Genomic DNA, 17,079 nt, shown 5'->3' on the forward strand with positions numbered 1-17,079 from the left:
ATGAAATCACAGGAAGCGCAACGGCTGATCAAACAAACTTTTGAGAACCCTTTCAATAAAACACAATTCATCCATTTCATCAACAATTTGTTGAAAGATGAATATCAAGAAAAATCTTTTATTCAAACAGGCGCTCATTTGCCGGATGCGTTTTCTACCTATATCCGCAAAATGGAACGCATCGGAAAGTACGAAGATGCAACAGGAAACTTCATTGATATTTTAATGGTGGAGCTTAAAAGAGACCATAGCATTGAATATGCAAGAACGGCGCAAAGAAACTTTATTCGCAGATATTTAAATGGTAGCCGTGGTGGTGAATTAAAAGATGCAGCTATTGTGGCATTTTATACAGAAGGCTCGGAAGACTGGCGTTTTTCTTTGATAAAAATGCAATACTCATTAGAGAAAAAGAAAGATGAACTCACGCCGGCAAAACGCTTTTCTTTTTTGGTAGGTAAAAATGAAAGAAGCCATACTGCTCAAAAGCAATTGGCTGGCTTACTCACGATGGATAAGGTTCCTTTGTTAGAAGATATTGAAAAAGCCTTTAACATTGAAATAGTTACTATTGAATTTTTTGATAAATACAAAGAACTGTTCTTACATGTCAGCGATTTTTTTGAGAAACAGTTAGAGAAGAACCGTGAATTAAGAAATGAATTAACAGCTAAAAATATTGATCACATCAGCTTTACAAAAAAATTATTAGGCCAGATTGTGTTCCTGTATTTTCTGCAAAAGAAAGGCTGGCTGGGCGTAGATAAAAGCGGGAAGTGGGGTGAAGGAGATAAAAAATTCCTTCGTTCGTTATTGGAAAAAGCAACATCTGCCAAAAAGAATTATTACACTGATTACCTGCAATACCTTTTTTACGAAGCCCTCGCAGAAGAAAGGCGCAATGCCGCCGACCCTTCTTATTATCGCTTGCTGGATTGCAAAATTCCATTTCTGAACGGTGGATTGTTTGAAGCGGATTATGATTGGGAAAACATTACGGTTAAAATCCCCAATGAATTTTTTACCAATGAAAATATAACTAAAGAAGGTGATACGGGTGATGGTATTTTAGATGTATTCGACCGGTACAATTTTACGGTAAAAGAAGATGAGCCTTTGGAGAAAGAAGTAGCGGTGGACCCGGAAATGCTGGGGAAAGTCTTTGAAAAGTTACTCGAAGTAAAAGACCGTAAAAGCAAAGGCGCTTTTTATACACCCAGGGAAATTGTGCATTATATGTGCCAGGAAAGCCTGATCAATTATTTAGATACAGCGCTTAATAATGAACCTGCTGCTTATCAAAAACTGGGTACTGCTCAAACGGATATGTTTGGTAACAAAGTCCGTAAAGGGCAACTGGCGTTGGAAGCAGAATTTGGGGCCACCATAAAAGTTCCGAAGCAGGATTTAGAAAAGTTTATAAGGGAAGGAAATTCAGCCATTGATAATGACGCCAGGGTGGAAAAAGCCGGCCGCGAAACGGTTAGGTATTCATATCATTTGCCCGAAAGTATCCGTACTTATGCGGCGGATATTGATAAAGCCCTTGCCGGTATAAGAGTTTGCGATCCTGCTATTGGCAGTGGCGCTTTTCCCGTAGGTATTATGAATGAAATTGTAAAAGCGAGAGAGATACTCACCACTTATTTACCTGCAAAAAAACAAAAAGAAAGAACTGCCTATGAATTTAAAAGGCATTGCATACAGGAAAGTATTTATGGAGTGGATATTGACCACTCTGCCATTGACATCGCTAAACTTCGTTTATGGCTTTCACTGGTGGTGGATGAACAGGATCTAAGTACTGTAAAACCCTTGCCCAACTTGGATTATAAAATTGTTTGGGGAAACTCTTTAATTGGGATGCCGGAAGGGTCATTCAGAAATGCAAAATTGGAGGATGAAATACAAGTATTAAAAGAAGAGCTATTTAATGAAACCAATAAACCTACTAAAGATAAATTACGCGAAAAGATTAATAAAAAAATCCGGCAGTTATTGGACAGTGCTGAACAATTTGCCGGATACAAAATTGATTTTGATTTCAAATTATTTTTTAGCGAGGTGTTCCATGAAAAGAAAGGATTTGATATGGTAATTGGGAATCCGCCTTATGTGGATATAAAAAAACTGCCACCACTTGAAGTGCGATATTATTTTAAAGAATTTAAGACATGCCAAAACCGCATAAATCTTTATTCAATCTTTATTGAAAAAGGCTATGGTCTAATAAACACAAATGGTACTTTAGTTTTCATTAACCCTAATTCTATACTTATTAATGAGTCTTATAAAAAAATAAGAGCACTTATATTTGATAGTGTTAGTCTAATAATAAAATTACCGGATGCGATTTTTGAGAAGGCAATTGTGGAAACAATAATATTATTGCTTTCAAAAGGATCTAATAAGGATACCATCCAGGGGAAATATTATCACAATAATGATTCAGTAAATTTTGCGAATATTGTTTTCAATTTGTATAAAAGAAAAGATTGGTTAGAAGACCCGGAATTACGTTTCAATATTTTTACGGATGATGTAAATGGAAAAATAATCAAAAAGATTGAATTGAATGCGGACTCTTTAGATAAGTATGCTGATTTCTCATTAGGTATTACACCATATGATAAATATCAAGGCCATTCTGAAAGTTTGATAAAAAACAGAAAATTTCACTCTGAAAAAAAGTTAACTGCTGATTATGTACCATTGATTTCAGGGAAGAATATTCACCGCTACTTTATTACTAATGAAATTGATGAGTACTTAAGATATGGAAAATGGTTAGGTGCTCCCAGGGAAAAGAGATTCTTCATAAACCCTAAAATTATTGTGAGGCAAATTATTTCTGGAACACCTTTACGTATTTATGCCGGTTACTCTGAAATGCCACGATATTTTACCCAAATTGGATTTTCCATAATTTCTAAATCGAATAATAAAGAGGAATTAAAATTTATTCTTGCTATACTTAATTCATTATTAATGAATTTTTATCATGGAAATAAATTCCTTGATTTAGAAAAAATTTTGTTTCAAAAAATTTTGATCGGGAATTGCAAGAAATTTCCAATTGCAAAGCCAAAAACGATAAAACCCTTCATTACACTTGTTGACAAAATCCTCGAAGCAAAAAAATCAGACCCCGCAGCCAATACTTCCCGGTGGGAAAAACAAATAGATATAATGGTCTATCATCTTTACAATCTTACTTACGAAGAAGCGAAAATTATAGAGCCAGAATTAAGTGAGGCGGAATTTGAAAAATATAAACTGTAACCATTTACTTGATAACAAATGTCAGAAAATTCTATTCTCGAAGAAATAATTGCTGATTTAGTTGATAGTGATAAATCATTAGTTGGGCCGTTAACAAAACTTCAGTATTTCGCTAAACGAACTAAAAATGTCGAGTTACTTCAGTACGTTTTAGCAGAATTGAATGGCTATAAAAAACATGGAACCCTTCCCGATTATCGAATTACTTCTGCCCTCATTCATGTAGATATTCAGTTTGGTAATGTGACTAATTCCGGCCTTGAAATTCCAATAGAAATGCTTGAAGAAAATAATAGAGACGCCTTTCGTAAATTTTATTTGACAGACTCTGTCACAGTATTAGAACAGATGGCCATTAGGAAAGAAGATACAAATAATGAAAGCCAATACCTGGTTTTTAATTTTCCACTTACATTGATACATTTATTTCAGGATGCAGCTTCAAGATTGTACAGGAACCCATATTACAGGGCAAAAGTAGTTGGAGTTAGGATGCTTGGGAATTGGAATATCATACCCACTGCATTAACTTCAATCAGATCAAGGTTACTTTCATTTTGTATGGAAATAGGCGACACATTTGGTTATAATTTAGAAATAGATTCATTCAATAAATCCCAAACCTCTAACAATGAAAAAATTATACATTTTATGAGTACAATAATTAATAACAATGGTGATGGAAACTTGATCAACTCTGGCCATAATGCCAATATTCATTCTATTATAACCATCAGCGAAGGCAATAGAGAACAATTGAATAATAAACTGCGGGAATTGGGTATTGATACTACTGATATTGAAGAATTAAATGAAATAATTGAAGAAGAGAAATTACCAAGTGTTGAAAATAAAAAATTAGGAAATAAGTCCATTGACTGGATTACGAGAGTTTCCGGGAAAGCTTTAAAAGGGGTGGGTTCGATTGCAAAAGAAGTGACCTCATCATTGCTTGCTAATATTTTAATGCAATACCTTGGCATACCGCCGATTAGTTAATTACCTTTTTAATTTTTATATTTTAAGTAATGCCAGCAATCACTAAAAATTCTTATTCTCAGGAACAGCATCCGTGGAACTGGTATATTCCAAGGGATGCAACAAAATTATTAATTGGAACATTTCCAACTGCTGCAAGAAACAGGAAACATGATTTCTTTTATTGCAGTTCTACTAATCGTTTTTGGGAGGTTGTTGCGAGAGTTGCGGAGCATCCACTTGAATTGCTCAATGGAGAAAATGCAATCGAAGAAAGGAAAGAAATTTTAGGAAGATTGAAATTGGGCTTAACTGATATAGGCAGAATAATTTATCGCCAGCAAGCCAGTTCAAAAGATCATAGCCTTTTCCCAGTAGAATTTATGGACATCTTCCAAATTCTAAAGGATCATCCAGTTATTCAATTATTAATAGTATCAGGAAATTCGCAAGGAAACAGTTCACTAAGCTGGTTCTGTATCTTTTGTTCACTTAATGATATTAAACTGAATGTAAAGGAATTGAAAAAGCAACATGAAACCGAAATATCTATGGCAGACAGAAGGGTGAAAGTATTGCTTGCCTATTCCCCAAGCAGATTATCAAGAATTACAACCGAAAAGCTGATTGATAGTTACAGGGAGATGTTGTCTCAATCAGCTACACCTTTGCCACACTTTGTTTAAAATGAAATCAAAGGCAAATTCCTGGTTTTTTTAACTATAACCAAACAAACAATTTATGAGCAGCAACTCCGTTTATCGTTTAAATAATGAAGTCTTATCCAACACTATTAAACATGCAACAAAGCGATTGCTATACATGGCACCGGGAGTTACTAAGTCTGTTGCTATTGAGTTAAACAATGCCTGGGAACGAATCGGAATTGACAACGTGAATATCATTCTGGATGTTGATGCTGAAATATTTCGGTTAGGTTATGGTGAAATTGAAGCACTAACTATGCTTGAGACTAAAGCTAGGGAAAAAGGAACTTTAATTTCACACCAGCCCGGAGTTAGAATTGGTTTATTGATTGCTGATGAAGAGGTCATTGTCTATACTCCAACCCCTCTTTTGATTGAAGCTGATTCAAAACAACCTGATCACCCTAATGCTATTCGATTGGCCGCTTTACCCAAAAATATAGCCAAAGATTTGGGTTTAGGGCCCCAGGGAATAATAGATCAAAATATAGGACTAGAAAAGGCCCCTTCAAAAGCTATTGAGAAAGTGGCGGAGGAATTAAAGCTTAACCCGCCGATGAAATTTAATGTGGCAAAAACAATCATGGTCTTTAATTCCAGGTTCGAGTTTGTTGAATTTGAATTAAAAAACTGTTTTATTTCCAGAAAAGAAGTTCCACTTAAGAGTGATTTGTTTGGATTAGCTAAAGGTGATAAAGCCTATGACAGTTTAAGAAGCTCATTTAAATTAATTGGGAAGAATAGTAAAATTTCAGAAAAGAAATTATCCGATAAAAAGAAAAAAATTACTGACCGTTTTTTAATACAGATAAAAGGCTATGGTGCAGTTATTTTAAGAAGCAAAAAAGATGAGTTTGATAAAGAAATCATCATTTTTAAAGAAGAAATAAAAAAATTCCAGAATGAGATTGAAAATAAATTAAATCAAGAAATTTCGCAGAATAAAAAAACTCTGATAGCTGCATTGTTACCTGCAGTAAAAAGAAAGCCTCCGGAACGGTGGTCAAAATTTATTTCTTATACTGATAAAAAAGAAAAGGATAAAGAAATCGAAGAATTGCTCAATAATGAGATCTCTGATGCTTTTGGATCTGCAAAAAAATTAGTCGATGAAATGGATGCCTCAATAGTTTACAAAGGGATTACCTACGAACTGTTAAATGATCAAAAGTTCATTGATGCAGCCACGAAAGCTTTACCAACAATGAAGTCCTTTCATTGGGAAAAGCCGGGAGTGTTGTCTGAAAAACAAAATAGTGAAAATAAATAGTTATAATGGAATCAACAGCAAGTTTCCGTGTTATAAAAAGCGAGCTGCTCAATGCTTTGAAGCAGATTCAAAGAGTCGAGAAGTCAACGAAAAAGAAATTAAGCACCTTAGATGTAACTTTAATTGACGGCTTGTTGCAGATGGCCATCCCGGGCATTCAATTAAATATAATTGCAGCCACTAAAGGCAGCGCTAAATTTACAGTCCGGTTATGGTATTTTACAGATATTATTAAGTCGGAGAGGGATAATACACTTCATTTTGAACTAACTGAAAATCGTTTAAGTATAAGAAAACTTTCCTTTCCGGTTCTAACCACATTTTTTGAAACCGACCGTATCTTACGAAGTATAAATCTACCGCTCAATTATACAGACATGGATTTAGTTAAACTGTTATTGTCAGGTAAATATACAGATGAAGAAATAGTTTTTAATGACCTCGATAAAGAAGCTCTCACTGCAATGCGTAGGGTTAAGGCAGATATAAGTAAGATCATTTTAATGATGAAAGCTTACGGTTTCAAACGGAAAGAAGTAGAGGAATTAATTCAAAACAAGCTAAAGGAAAATGAGAATGGCTAAAGTCAGGAAAAAAATTGGTAAGAAAATAAGGATAGTACATTGGAATTAAATAAATAACTGGGGTAAGGAAAACAAAATGAACTTTAGGTATGAAAGGCAATCTAAGAATTGAGACTTCATTAAATTGTTCAGGGAAACTTTTTAACGAACAAACAATCCCTTTATTAAAAGAGAAAAATTATATCGTTAAAAACTATGATCTGGATGGTGATGCCCCTAAGCAATTTATTAAGGCCTATTTTTTTAAAGAAGATAGTGGCGTAAAAAAATTAAATCCCAATTCATGGTTTTCTTATATTGCAAAGACTGCTGAAAAATGGTATCCACACGAATCTGTAATTGAATTTATGATTAATCGGATTGGGCAGGTACTCGGTATAAATATGAACGAAATTTGTTTGGTCAAAGCCAATGGCCAAATTCGATTCCTAAGTAAGTACTTCTTGAATAAGAACGAAAACCTGGTACATGGTGCTGAAATTTGTGGGGAACATCTGGGGGATATGCTTTTGGCTAAAGAAATAGCTGATCATAAAAAGACTTCAAGGGAACTTTTTACGTTTGAATTTATTAAGGATGCGATTAGAGCTGTTTTCCCCGGGAGTTTTGAGCAATTAACTTTAGATCTTGTTAAAATGCTTGCCTTTGATGCATTAGTAGGCAATAATGACAGGCATTTTTATAACTGGGGAGTCATTGCTACAAAGAAAAAAATCAGTATATTACCTACCTTTGCCCCCGTTTATGATTCGGCAAGAGGTTTGTTATGGAATAGAAGTGATGACAACATCATAAATTTACTCAGGAATCATAAAAACGGTAGCAAAAAGGTTTTAAATTATATTCAGGAAGCATGTCCAAGAATTAGTATTGAAAGTAATACAGAGGCCAATCACTTTGAATTAATGGACTTTATTGTGAGGTACAATGATGAATATCGGCAAATTATCAAAGAATTCGCATGTACAGAAAATGAAGAAAAAGTTTTGAAGATGTTAAGAAAAGAGTTTTTTCCATTTTTTATTTGTGAACGGTCTGAATTAATAACATTAATTTTAAAAACGAGATTTAAAAAAGTTAGAGGTATTTTAATATGATACGCAAAATTATGAATTGGTTTAGCAAAGGTGATAATGATCCGGAATGGTCAGTCGAACTGCCCAAAGGCGAAACTGCTAAATTTATACTTAAAGTAGATAATATTCGGGTCGGAACATTGCATTGTGAAAAGGGAGCCTGGTTCTTTAAATACTCAGAAGAATTTAAAAATCACTCACATATCTACAATCGGATTGTAGGTTTCCCTGATTTGAATAAAACCTATACCAGCGACACGCTTTGGCCATTCTTCCGTATTCGTATTCCCGGTTTGAAGCAACCGGCTATTCAGGAGATTATGTCAAAAGAAAAAATAGATAAATCAAACGAAGTTGAACTATTAAAGCGCTTTGGCCATAAGTCTATTAGTAATTCTTATGAGTTGGAATCTGCCTGATACTAGAGTTTTACCAAATTATTTTCTTTTCCGGCTTTCGATACATAATTTTTCTTCTTAAAAGTCTTTGGTATAATACTTCATAAAGATTTACAAGCATCTTTGTATTCGCTGGAATATTTATCATGATTCTGAGATATTTCAAAAATATAGTATAGAGTCTTGAAAAGCTCACTTACAAATAAAAGAGATTTATATTGTAAAAATTAAAAGTATAGTTTCTGTTTTTACTTATCTCCAAACATATACTCATAGCCTTCTTCACCTAATAATGAAGTAAAATAAAATTTACTAAACTTAAATCCCAAGCTCCACGACCATATTTTTATTTGAGAATTTGCATTTTTGATTGGAGGAATAAACAACATATAGCCAAGTGTTTTATCAGGATGACGTTTATCAAAAAATACTAAGCAATTTTCTTTTTGGAAGGAATTGAACTTATTACAAATAAAGGTGTCCTTACTTTTTTGAATAGGGATTGCAGCTAAATTTTCTGCAAGTTTTTTCTCTTTATTCTCTACTAAATAATTATAAAGTTCATTAATTGATTTTTTTAAATAATCGGTTTTTTCGGCAGGGATTTCATTAAGAGCTAATTGGCCAGTATGTAATGAATCTCCTTTAATATTAATAAAAAGAAAATGTTCAAGTAAGTATTCGAGATGTGCGGAATCAGTAACATCTGCTTTCTGATTTATATTGCTGATAATGTAATTTTTAAAATCAAAAAATAAATTCATCTCTTTTTGTTCGTTTACTGTGTACGTCACTTTCTGGCTAAAAGAATTTGAGCTAATGAACAGAGCTAAAACTAAAACGAAATATTTTTTTTGTTTCATAATAATCTGGTTATTTATGAGATAATTCAACAACCCCCATTCCTTTTAGGAGCAGCCTGATTGTTCGAACTACTTACTGTCCTTGTCATTTTCCTGTTGCCATTGCTTGCACTAAAATTATTTAAGTCCATATTGCGGATATCTTCGCCTAAATCTCCGGGATTGTTTCCACTAAATAAAGCACTGGCCGATTTTGTAGAAGGCAAATTAACATTTATCGATTTTAAGGCACTGATTGCCGAGTTGGTGCAATTAAAATTGTTGAGATCGTAAACCATCGTTTGATTTTCTAAATTGCGGGTCACTGTAATAAAGTCAGAGCCTGAAACACTAATCTTTAGCGACACATCAAATGGAGTATTTGAATCTTCACCAAAAACAGCAACATCTAATGGATCGCCAGGTTTTGCAGCATATTTTGGATAGAACCCAATATTTCTTATTATGGAGGTGCCATCGCTGTTATGTTGTTCTAATGTAAGGAAGGTATGGCCTGCTCTAAAATTTGAAAATGCAGAAAATACATCGCGTGTTCCGGGAGACGGTTCATTTATATTTACCGAAATACTGTAAGTTGATGAAACATTATTTGTAAAACATTTTACTTCTTTTTTAATATCAGTAATCGGATCAGCAGGAGGGATAAATTCAGGCGCTATACTTACATTATCCTCATTATTTCCGGTACCGCCGCCTCCTCCATACGTAGCTTCACTACTTCCTCCTCCCTGATAATAACACTTTTCCAACTTTTTATCCTGGTTAAATAACCAGTATAAACTGACGTAGTCTTGATCCTTACCGCCCCAGTAAATTACAATATCAGGCAGCTCGATTGTTCCCTCTTTTTCTCTGGAGTAGACGTTATATCTTTTGTAAGTCGGATAATTAACTACTTGTGTCTGAACTAGAGTGTTACTCGTTTTTATCACTTGAATAACTTTATTATTTTTAACTCCAAGTATAACTTGCGTTTCTTCGCTAATACTTTTGATATTAACAGTTCCATTATAAGACGAATCTTTAGATAATTTTAAAGACGACATATCTATCCAATTACCTGAATAACCTGTATTATCTTTTTTTAGAATTATATACTTTTTCGGAGATTCATTTTTTTCAAAAATTTGTATTCCAATACTTTCACCACGATAACGTAAAACTTCTTTGTTTTCTAAGTTCAATTTTGAAAAATCCTGTGAAGTAAGTTGTGTTTTAAGATATTGGACAGCAGAATCGAAATAGGAGTTTTGTGCTTGATTGTGTAGATAGTCTATATTTTGTTTTTTACATGCAGAAAAAATAAGGAAAGGAATACAAGCAACGTAAAAAAGTGACTTTTTCATGAGTGTAGCTTTTAAACAAAGCTACTTATGAGATTTTTTTTAAAAAATAAGAAATATCAAATAATCCAATCATTTTTTATTTTATATTTCCCAGAAGTGGCAGATTTACTGATATTTTGGGTTCTCATCGGTTTCATCCATCCGTTGTATTAATCTTCCTTTTAGAAGATCAAGAAAAGTAGTTCGATTAATTTTACGAATTCTCATATCTTGAAACATCCGATAATAATTTCCTAAATCAACATTAAAATATAATTGGAAATGATTAGCTAATTCTTTCAAACCGACACTTCCGTTGTTAAAAGAACCAGCGGATTGCAGAGCATACAAAAGCTCAACAAGAGCGACTTTAGGACCAGTCCAATTTATTTGATTCTCCTTTTCCAATTCGTCTTCATCAGGATTTTTATTACTTATTTCCAGTTTCTTAATTTCAGAATTTAAAAATTCAGAAACTAATTGGAATGCAAGAATTTTTGCAAGTTTCTGATCGTATATAGTAGTAAAAAGAAAATCGGTTTCGTAATCTTCAGAGTTTAATAATATCCATGAGTCCGGTTCTTTTCTTGTAAAATAAATTTCATCTAACGAAGTTGCTCCGGACCTATAATAGGAAAAAAACTCACCGTTTATTTTGAAGAAATCATTAATTTTTTCAAGTTCCATGAGATAGTAATTCTTTACCATTTCTGAATATCCCAACGGTAAATGAAATTGAATTTTATAAACCTTTTGAAAGTAAATTAATTTTGAAAGAAATTTCGGTTTTATGTTTTTAAAGAAATTTATTTCCTCAGGTATATCCTGGAATTGATAATTATTGATATATTTTTTCAACCGGTTAATATATTTCAAAGTAATTGTAGATGATTGCCTTGAAGTTTCCATGATGGTTCCGCGTCTCTCAGTTATTTTTGAAAGCTCATGCTTTAATTCATCAAATAGCTCATTTGAAAATTCTTCAACTCTCATGATTCTCATTTTTGCGTAATAGGTAAGCTGTACCAAAAATTGATTCTCCACATTTTCAGCGTAAAATTAAAAAAGTGAGGACTTCAGAAAATTGATAAAAATCAAGTAGTTATTTTTGGCCTCTTATCCGGCTAAGCGTCTCTTCTGTAATTCCAAGATAAGAAGCAAGATATTTAGATGGAACTCTTAGAATAAAATGCGGGAACTGTTCTAATAACAAATGATATCTGTCATGAGCTCGTTGCATTCTTATTGAATACAACCGTTGCTCGCTTAATTGATAATATTTTTCTGTCAAAATTCTTCCTACAAAATTAAACTCCTGGAAATTATTGTAAAGAAATTGCAACTCCTTATAACTTACATAATATAAAACCGAATCTTCTATTGCTTGAATATTTTCAGAACTTTCAATTTGATTAAAAAAACTAACGACGGACACAATTATGTCCCCTTCCTGCATAAACCAGGAGCTAATTTCTTTCCCGAATTTTTTGTAATAACATCTCAATAGTCCCGTCTCTACAAAATAAATGTTTTCGCATATATGGCCCTGGGTTAGAACAAAATGCTTTTTCGGCAATTCAATTCTTTTTAAATTTTTGTAGAGATATTCAATAGTATCAGGATTAAGTTCATGAATTGAATTTAGGAAAGCAATTAACTGATCCATGGGTGTTTCATTAATAGTGAGCTTCCCATAAACAATTAGAATTTAAAAAAAACAGAAAAATGATGTTGATAATATTTACCGGATAATCTTTACCTATAATAGATCTTTCGGGTTTACATCCAATGCCTGGGCAATTCTAAATAGATAAGAAATGCCAAAGTTTATTTTACCCAATTCCATCCTGTTTACCTGACTATAATCTATACCACAACTATTGGCGAGCGATTCCTGTGAAAGTTGTTTAGATGTTCTGATTTCACGAATCCTGTTGCCAATCTGCTTCAATGCCTCTTCATCTTTGAAATAATTTATTTTTTCCGTTTGCTTCACTTAACAAAATGAAACCATCTCCACATTTTGCACAAGGGAGAATTCTCCTTAATTGCCTTTGGAAATGTCATTAGGCAAATGCAATGACATGCTGTTAGTTGTTTTTAGGAAAATGAATAAAAGGGACAGCAAAGTTATCGGGCGTATATCGTTTTTGTGATTTAAAACTACCAAAAGACTACGGCATAAACACGGAACCTTCCGAACATTGCCATCATTTATTCCGTTTCCTTTTGGCCTTTATACGCCCGCATTTAGTAATGCTTTCTTTTTTTTCATTTTTTCTTTTAAAAACAATTTTTTTTCTGAACAGATTCTAAAATATTTCAAATGCAAAATCTTCAACTTTCCCGATTAATATTTCTTTCCTGTGAAATACAACGAAAGAAAAATTATACTCGTTCTAAATCTCTTGTAGCCGCCTGGACTATTGTTTTGAATGAGGATATAACCATCTATTACCTTGTTAAAAACATAGTCATCAATGTTATCCGAACAGGATAAACTCAGAAACCCTTAGTTTATTTTTCAGTTAGTAACCAATTTTTAATCACTATAAAATTTACAATTATGGAACTCATAGGAAGAATCACAAAAGACGCAGTTGTTAAACAAATTAAAGATGAAAGAAAAGTAGTTCATTTTGATTTGGTAGTTAATGACTTTTACAAACCAAAGAACAGTAATGAAGGAAAAAGGATTTCAACTTTTATAAACTGTACTTATTGGTTGAACACAAAAATCGCTAAATGGCTTACCAAAGGAAGTATTGTAGAAGTAACCGGTCGAATTTATTCAAATGCTTATACAAATGCAGAAGGCAATGCAAGAGCCTCATTGAACTGCCATGTAAATTCTATTAAAATTCATTCTTTTGGAAAAAAGGAAAACTTTAATCTGAATGAAAATCTCGGAAAAGTTATCAATATGCAGAAAGAAGAAATTAAAGAGGATTTACCGTTTTAAAAAAATAGCGCCGCAAGTAAAAAGTTTAAAACTCTATCAATTTTTTTTGCGACGCTTTAAGATTTCTATTATTCACGTTTAAAATATTATATCATGTCACACAATCTAAATTTTAATGAGCAAAAAGGGATACACAGTTTTTTTTCTGTGAGAGAAAAAGCATGGCATTCATTGGGTAAAATAGTTCAAGAATATCCTACAAGTAAAGAAGCCATTCAATATGCCGGGCTTGATTACAAAGTAGAAAAAAGAAAGCTCTTTACTTATAACAAACCCAATAGCAATTTTGAGGACAATAATGGAAATGTATCTAAAATTGAAATTCCTGATTTTTATGCAACTGTAAGAAAAGACACCAATCAGGTTTTGGGAATAGTTGGTAAAGATTACGAACTAGTTCAGAATGAAGATGCATTTTCATTTTTTGATTCTATTGTTGGCGGAGATGGAATTTTATATGAAACCGCAGGAGCATTAGGAAATGGAGAACGGATTTTTATAACCGCTAAATTACCTGATTACATAAAAGTTGGAAGCGATGACTTAATAGAAAAATATATTTTTCTTACGACATCCCATGACGGTTATGGCAGCATCACCGCCGCATTTACACCGATTAGAATTGTATGCAACAATAGTGCGACTCGTTGGATGAACTAATAATTCATCCGAATCTCACCGAAGGGTGGATTCAACTTCTGGTTAATCCAGTGAAATGCTGGTGTCGGCAGCTAATCCGACAAAGTCTATCCGATCCTTAACCTGACAGGAGAACAGGGAATGGAAAGCTCGGATAAAAGTCAAACCATCGGGAGTGATACCGATGAGGGAGATGGGATGAATCGAATATGATGGCCTCGTTTTAGGTATCGAGAGCAGACGCTGTACGAAATATCATTGATGCGTGCAGTCATCCAGTTAAGATTGACGCCTGAACTGTTTGAGGGTGGTCATTAGCTAATCGAAGGACTGGCGGTATAGAGAGGAATCTAAGTTCGAGCAAACATTGGCCAGAGGAACGAGGAAACCGGAGCATCATTTTGCGAAAGCAATAAATCCTCCTGAATGAATATGATGCACCGGGTAGGAACAACGACCAAGCAAAAGCCGGACAGCTACGGTTGACCGGATTCGCCAAATTCGTTGTGGATTTTATTAAAAGATACATTATGAAAGTAACTACAATGCTGAAAGAAATCAGATGGGAAGATCTTGACTGGAAACAGATCGAGCAAGCTGTCTTCCGAAAGCAAAATCAAATGTATCGGGCAGCGCTTGCCAGCAATATTCCTGAAGTAAGAAGATTACAAAGGGATTTGCTGAAAGACCCTTACGCAAAGTTGCTGAGTGTTAAAAGGGTTACATCCGAAAACACAGGGCGAAACACACCGGGAGTAGACAGGGAGATTATCCGCAGTGACGAGGAACGTTTACAACTTGCCTCAAAGCTGAATCTAAGCAAAGATTACAAAGCAAAACCCCTGAAACGAATCTACATCCCAAAGTCAAACGGTAAGCAAAGGCCATTGGGTATTCCTACCATTGAGGACAGAGCTTATCAGGCATTGGTTAAAATCGCATTAGAACCGGAATGGGAGGCAAAGTTTAGTGAGAACTCTTACGGGTTCAGACCTGGGCGAAGTGCTCATGATGCTACGATGGCAGTCTGGCATAATCTAAAACTGCGAAAAGGAGAAGTAACAGTATTAGATGCGGACATCGAAGGATGCTTCGACAACTTAAACCATGAGTTCATTTTAGGACGATTGGAAGGTTGCAGTAGTAATATGCTTCGAGCTATCAGGCAATGGTTCAAATGCGGTTACATCGAATCGGACATGTTCTTTGCAACACAATCAGGAACACCACAAGGTGGCGTTATTAGTCCTTTACTATGCAATATCGGACTATGGGGATTAGATTTTGAAATCTACGACCACCTGATTGCAACACATAGACGAGGAGAAAGAAACCTTAAGCCTTATGTTGCCTTTTGTTGCAACGTGAAAAAGAAAGTCAAAGAGCATAGTCCAGCGGTTGGTTTTGTTCAGTACGCAGACGATTTTGTAATCATCGGCGAGAATAAGGACTACATCAACAGAGTAATGGAAGTGCTACCGACAATCTTAGCGAAACGGGGTTTGAAACTAAGTCCTACTAAAACCCGTGTGGTGGATTTCTACAAAGGTGAAAGCTTTAAATTCCTCGGCTTTACGTTTGACAAATGGAAAAGCGGAAAACATGACAAAGAATATAAAGTCACGTTCTACGCCGACCCAGACAAAGTGTATTCGTTTTGTAAGAAAATCAGAGAATGGACGAAGATGATTCGCCTCTTTGAGTACAGTAACCTTGATGAACTCAGTTACAAAGCAAATCATCTGCGAATGATGGTTAATGGGTGGTTGAACTATTACAAATGGGCCATGGATGCTTCACACAGCTTTAGGAAGCTAAGATGGGAATTTCATAATATCCTGTATAAGGCTTACGAAGATGTACATAAGCATCGTAGTTCATGGCACGACTTCCAAAGAAGATATATAGTAAGAACAGAAAGGAAAGGTAGAACAGTAGATAGATTTAAATTCGGGGAAGTTGTGTTTGACATATTTGATGTAAGTGCGAACGTCACATGGAAGAAAGTTCAGGGTGCAAGAAGTCCCTTTGATGGTGATACGGAATACTGGGGTACAAGAAACTCTATACTATCCGGCATCATGACCGAAAAGATTTACAAACAGCAGAAAGGGTTATGTCCTCTATGCAATAGTAAACTCAATTGGTTTGAATCATGGGAACGGCATCGTAAGAATGGAGATAAGTATGACAATCGCCTATCAAATATTCAATTAGTTCACTTGCGCTGTCACCGGAAAGAATTATACCGGATAAAATAGAATCTGGGAGCTGGATGCCATGAAAATGGCACGTCCAGTTCTGTGGGGAAGGTCAGGAAGTAATTTCTGACCTCACCCTAACCATTAACAGCCGCTTTAGCCAATTCGACAAACAGCATCAAAATAAGACATACTCAGAATGTAAAAGAAAGGCTTCAACAGGCGCATAAATTAATGGGAATTTCAAACCGATTATCCGAAGATCTTGAAATTATATTTAACAAGTGGGCAAAAATTAAAATTAGTGATCCGAATGTCAAACGTCTTATTCAACTTGCAATGGTTCCAAATAAGGAAGTGTTGAATAATATTCAATCAGGAAAAGAAAATGAACTTTCTTCTTATTTCATAAATATGTGCGATAGGGTTTTTGAATATGGCATGAGTTCACCTTCTCAATTAACAGATACTACCAGAGGAACTTTATTTGGAGCATACAATGCAATTACAGGATACTATCAAAATGTTAGAAGTTATAGGGATGAAGAAGCAAAATTAAAATCGTTATTATTTGGTGGAACCGCAGAAATGCGGACTCAAAGAGGATTTAAACTTTGCGAAGAATTTTCAACAAAAGGAGAGGAGGCATTTAATTTAAATTGATTTTTTAAAAAAGGCATTCTTAATTTATAAGAGTGCCTTTTATTTTGAAAGGCAATCAAGCTGCCGCACCTTAAAGTGCGGCAGCTTGGGGTTACAGGAAAGATTTCAAATAGTTATTGATTTAATTTTTT

15 protein-coding genes and 1 pseudogene are annotated in these 17,079 nt (G+C 34.3%); 11 read left to right on the plus strand and 5 right to left on the minus strand.

Going from position 1 to position 17,079, the window contains the following annotated elements; all coding sequences use genetic code 11:
* From EFY79_RS00845 to EFY79_RS00875, 7 genes are all read left to right on the plus strand, one after another.
* Positions 1-3,282 carry an Eco57I restriction-modification methylase domain-containing protein gene (locus EFY79_RS00845; RefSeq protein WP_123118774.1) on the plus strand — a complete coding sequence of 1,094 codons (3,282 nt, stop codon included), beginning with the start codon at positions 1-3 and terminating at the stop codon, positions 3,280-3,282.
* An 18-nt stretch (positions 3,283-3,300) separates the two neighbouring features.
* Positions 3,301-4,281 (plus strand): AbiTii domain-containing protein, encoded by a 981-nt coding sequence (locus EFY79_RS00850; RefSeq protein WP_123118775.1) that lies wholly within the window; start codon positions 3,301-3,303, stop codon positions 4,279-4,281.
* A gap of 29 nt (positions 4,282-4,310) precedes the next feature.
* Positions 4,311-4,946, plus strand: coding sequence for a uracil-DNA glycosylase family protein (locus EFY79_RS00855; protein WP_123118776.1), 636 nt, complete (start codon positions 4,311-4,313; stop codon positions 4,944-4,946).
* 55 nt (positions 4,947-5,001) lie between these two features.
* Positions 5,002-6,237, plus strand: a complete 1,236-nt coding sequence (locus EFY79_RS00860) for a hypothetical protein (RefSeq protein WP_148041818.1) — start codon at positions 5,002-5,004, stop codon at positions 6,235-6,237.
* A gap of 5 nt (positions 6,238-6,242) precedes the next feature.
* Positions 6,243-6,821 carry a hypothetical protein gene (locus EFY79_RS00865; RefSeq protein WP_123118778.1) on the plus strand — a complete coding sequence of 193 codons (579 nt, stop codon included), beginning with the start codon at positions 6,243-6,245 and terminating at the stop codon, positions 6,819-6,821.
* An 89-nt stretch (positions 6,822-6,910) separates the two neighbouring features.
* Complete coding sequence (locus tag EFY79_RS00870; RefSeq protein WP_123118779.1) at positions 6,911-7,918, plus strand: HipA domain-containing protein; 1,008 nt, start codon at positions 6,911-6,913, stop codon at positions 7,916-7,918.
* A complete protein-coding gene (locus EFY79_RS00875; protein ID WP_123118780.1) occupies positions 7,915-8,316 on the plus strand; it encodes a HipA N-terminal domain-containing protein in 402 nt (133 codons plus the stop codon). Before EFY79_RS00870 ends, EFY79_RS00875 begins: the two co-directional genes overlap by 4 nt.
* Positions 8,317-8,543: 227 nt before the next feature.
* On the opposite strand, the gene EFY79_RS00880 is transcribed toward EFY79_RS00875, so the two are convergent.
* From EFY79_RS00880 to EFY79_RS00900, 5 genes are all read right to left on the minus strand, one after another.
* Positions 8,544-9,158 (minus strand): hypothetical protein, encoded by a 615-nt coding sequence (locus tag EFY79_RS00880; protein ID WP_123118781.1) that lies wholly within the window; start codon positions 9,156-9,158, stop codon positions 8,544-8,546.
* A 26-nt stretch (positions 9,159-9,184) separates the two neighbouring features.
* Complete coding sequence (locus EFY79_RS00885; protein ID WP_123118782.1) at positions 9,185-10,504, minus strand: hypothetical protein; 1,320 nt, start codon at positions 10,502-10,504, stop codon at positions 9,185-9,187.
* A 105-nt stretch (positions 10,505-10,609) separates the two neighbouring features.
* Positions 10,610-11,476 (minus strand): RteC domain-containing protein, encoded by an 867-nt coding sequence (locus EFY79_RS00890; protein ID WP_158605114.1) that lies wholly within the window; start codon positions 11,474-11,476, stop codon positions 10,610-10,612.
* 109 nt (positions 11,477-11,585) lie between these two features.
* Positions 11,586-12,149: a Crp/Fnr family transcriptional regulator gene (locus tag EFY79_RS00895; RefSeq protein WP_123118784.1), complete on the minus strand. Its 564-nt coding sequence runs from the start codon at positions 12,147-12,149 to the stop codon at positions 11,586-11,588.
* Positions 12,150-12,242: 93 nt separating this feature from the next.
* Positions 12,243-12,479 carry a helix-turn-helix domain-containing protein gene (locus tag EFY79_RS00900; RefSeq protein ID WP_123118785.1) on the minus strand — a complete coding sequence of 79 codons (237 nt, stop codon included), beginning with the start codon at positions 12,477-12,479 and terminating at the stop codon, positions 12,243-12,245.
* Positions 12,480-13,049: 570 nt separating this feature from the next.
* Between EFY79_RS00900 and EFY79_RS00905 the strand changes: the two genes are divergently transcribed.
* From EFY79_RS00905 to EFY79_RS00920, 4 genes and pseudogenes are all read left to right on the plus strand, one after another.
* A complete protein-coding gene (locus EFY79_RS00905) occupies positions 13,050-13,445 on the plus strand; it encodes a single-stranded DNA-binding protein (RefSeq protein ID WP_123118786.1) in 396 nt (131 codons plus the stop codon).
* 93 nt (positions 13,446-13,538) lie between these two features.
* Complete coding sequence (locus EFY79_RS00910; RefSeq protein ID WP_123118787.1) at positions 13,539-14,105, plus strand: DUF932 domain-containing protein; 567 nt, start codon at positions 13,539-13,541, stop codon at positions 14,103-14,105.
* Between the two features lie 509 nt (positions 14,106-14,614).
* Positions 14,615-16,345: a group II intron reverse transcriptase/maturase gene (gene ltrA / locus EFY79_RS00915; protein WP_123118788.1), complete on the plus strand. Its 1,731-nt coding sequence runs from the start codon at positions 14,615-14,617 to the stop codon at positions 16,343-16,345.
* Positions 16,346-16,444: 99 nt separating this feature from the next.
* Positions 16,445-16,948, plus strand: a pseudogene (locus EFY79_RS00920) (DUF932 domain-containing protein); the annotation flags it as partial.
* Positions 16,949-17,079: the final 131 nt, after the last annotated feature.

Source organism: Hanamia caeni (genome assembly GCF_003721595.1).
Classification (GTDB): domain Bacteria; phylum Bacteroidota; class Bacteroidia; order Chitinophagales; family Chitinophagaceae; genus Ginsengibacter; species Ginsengibacter caeni.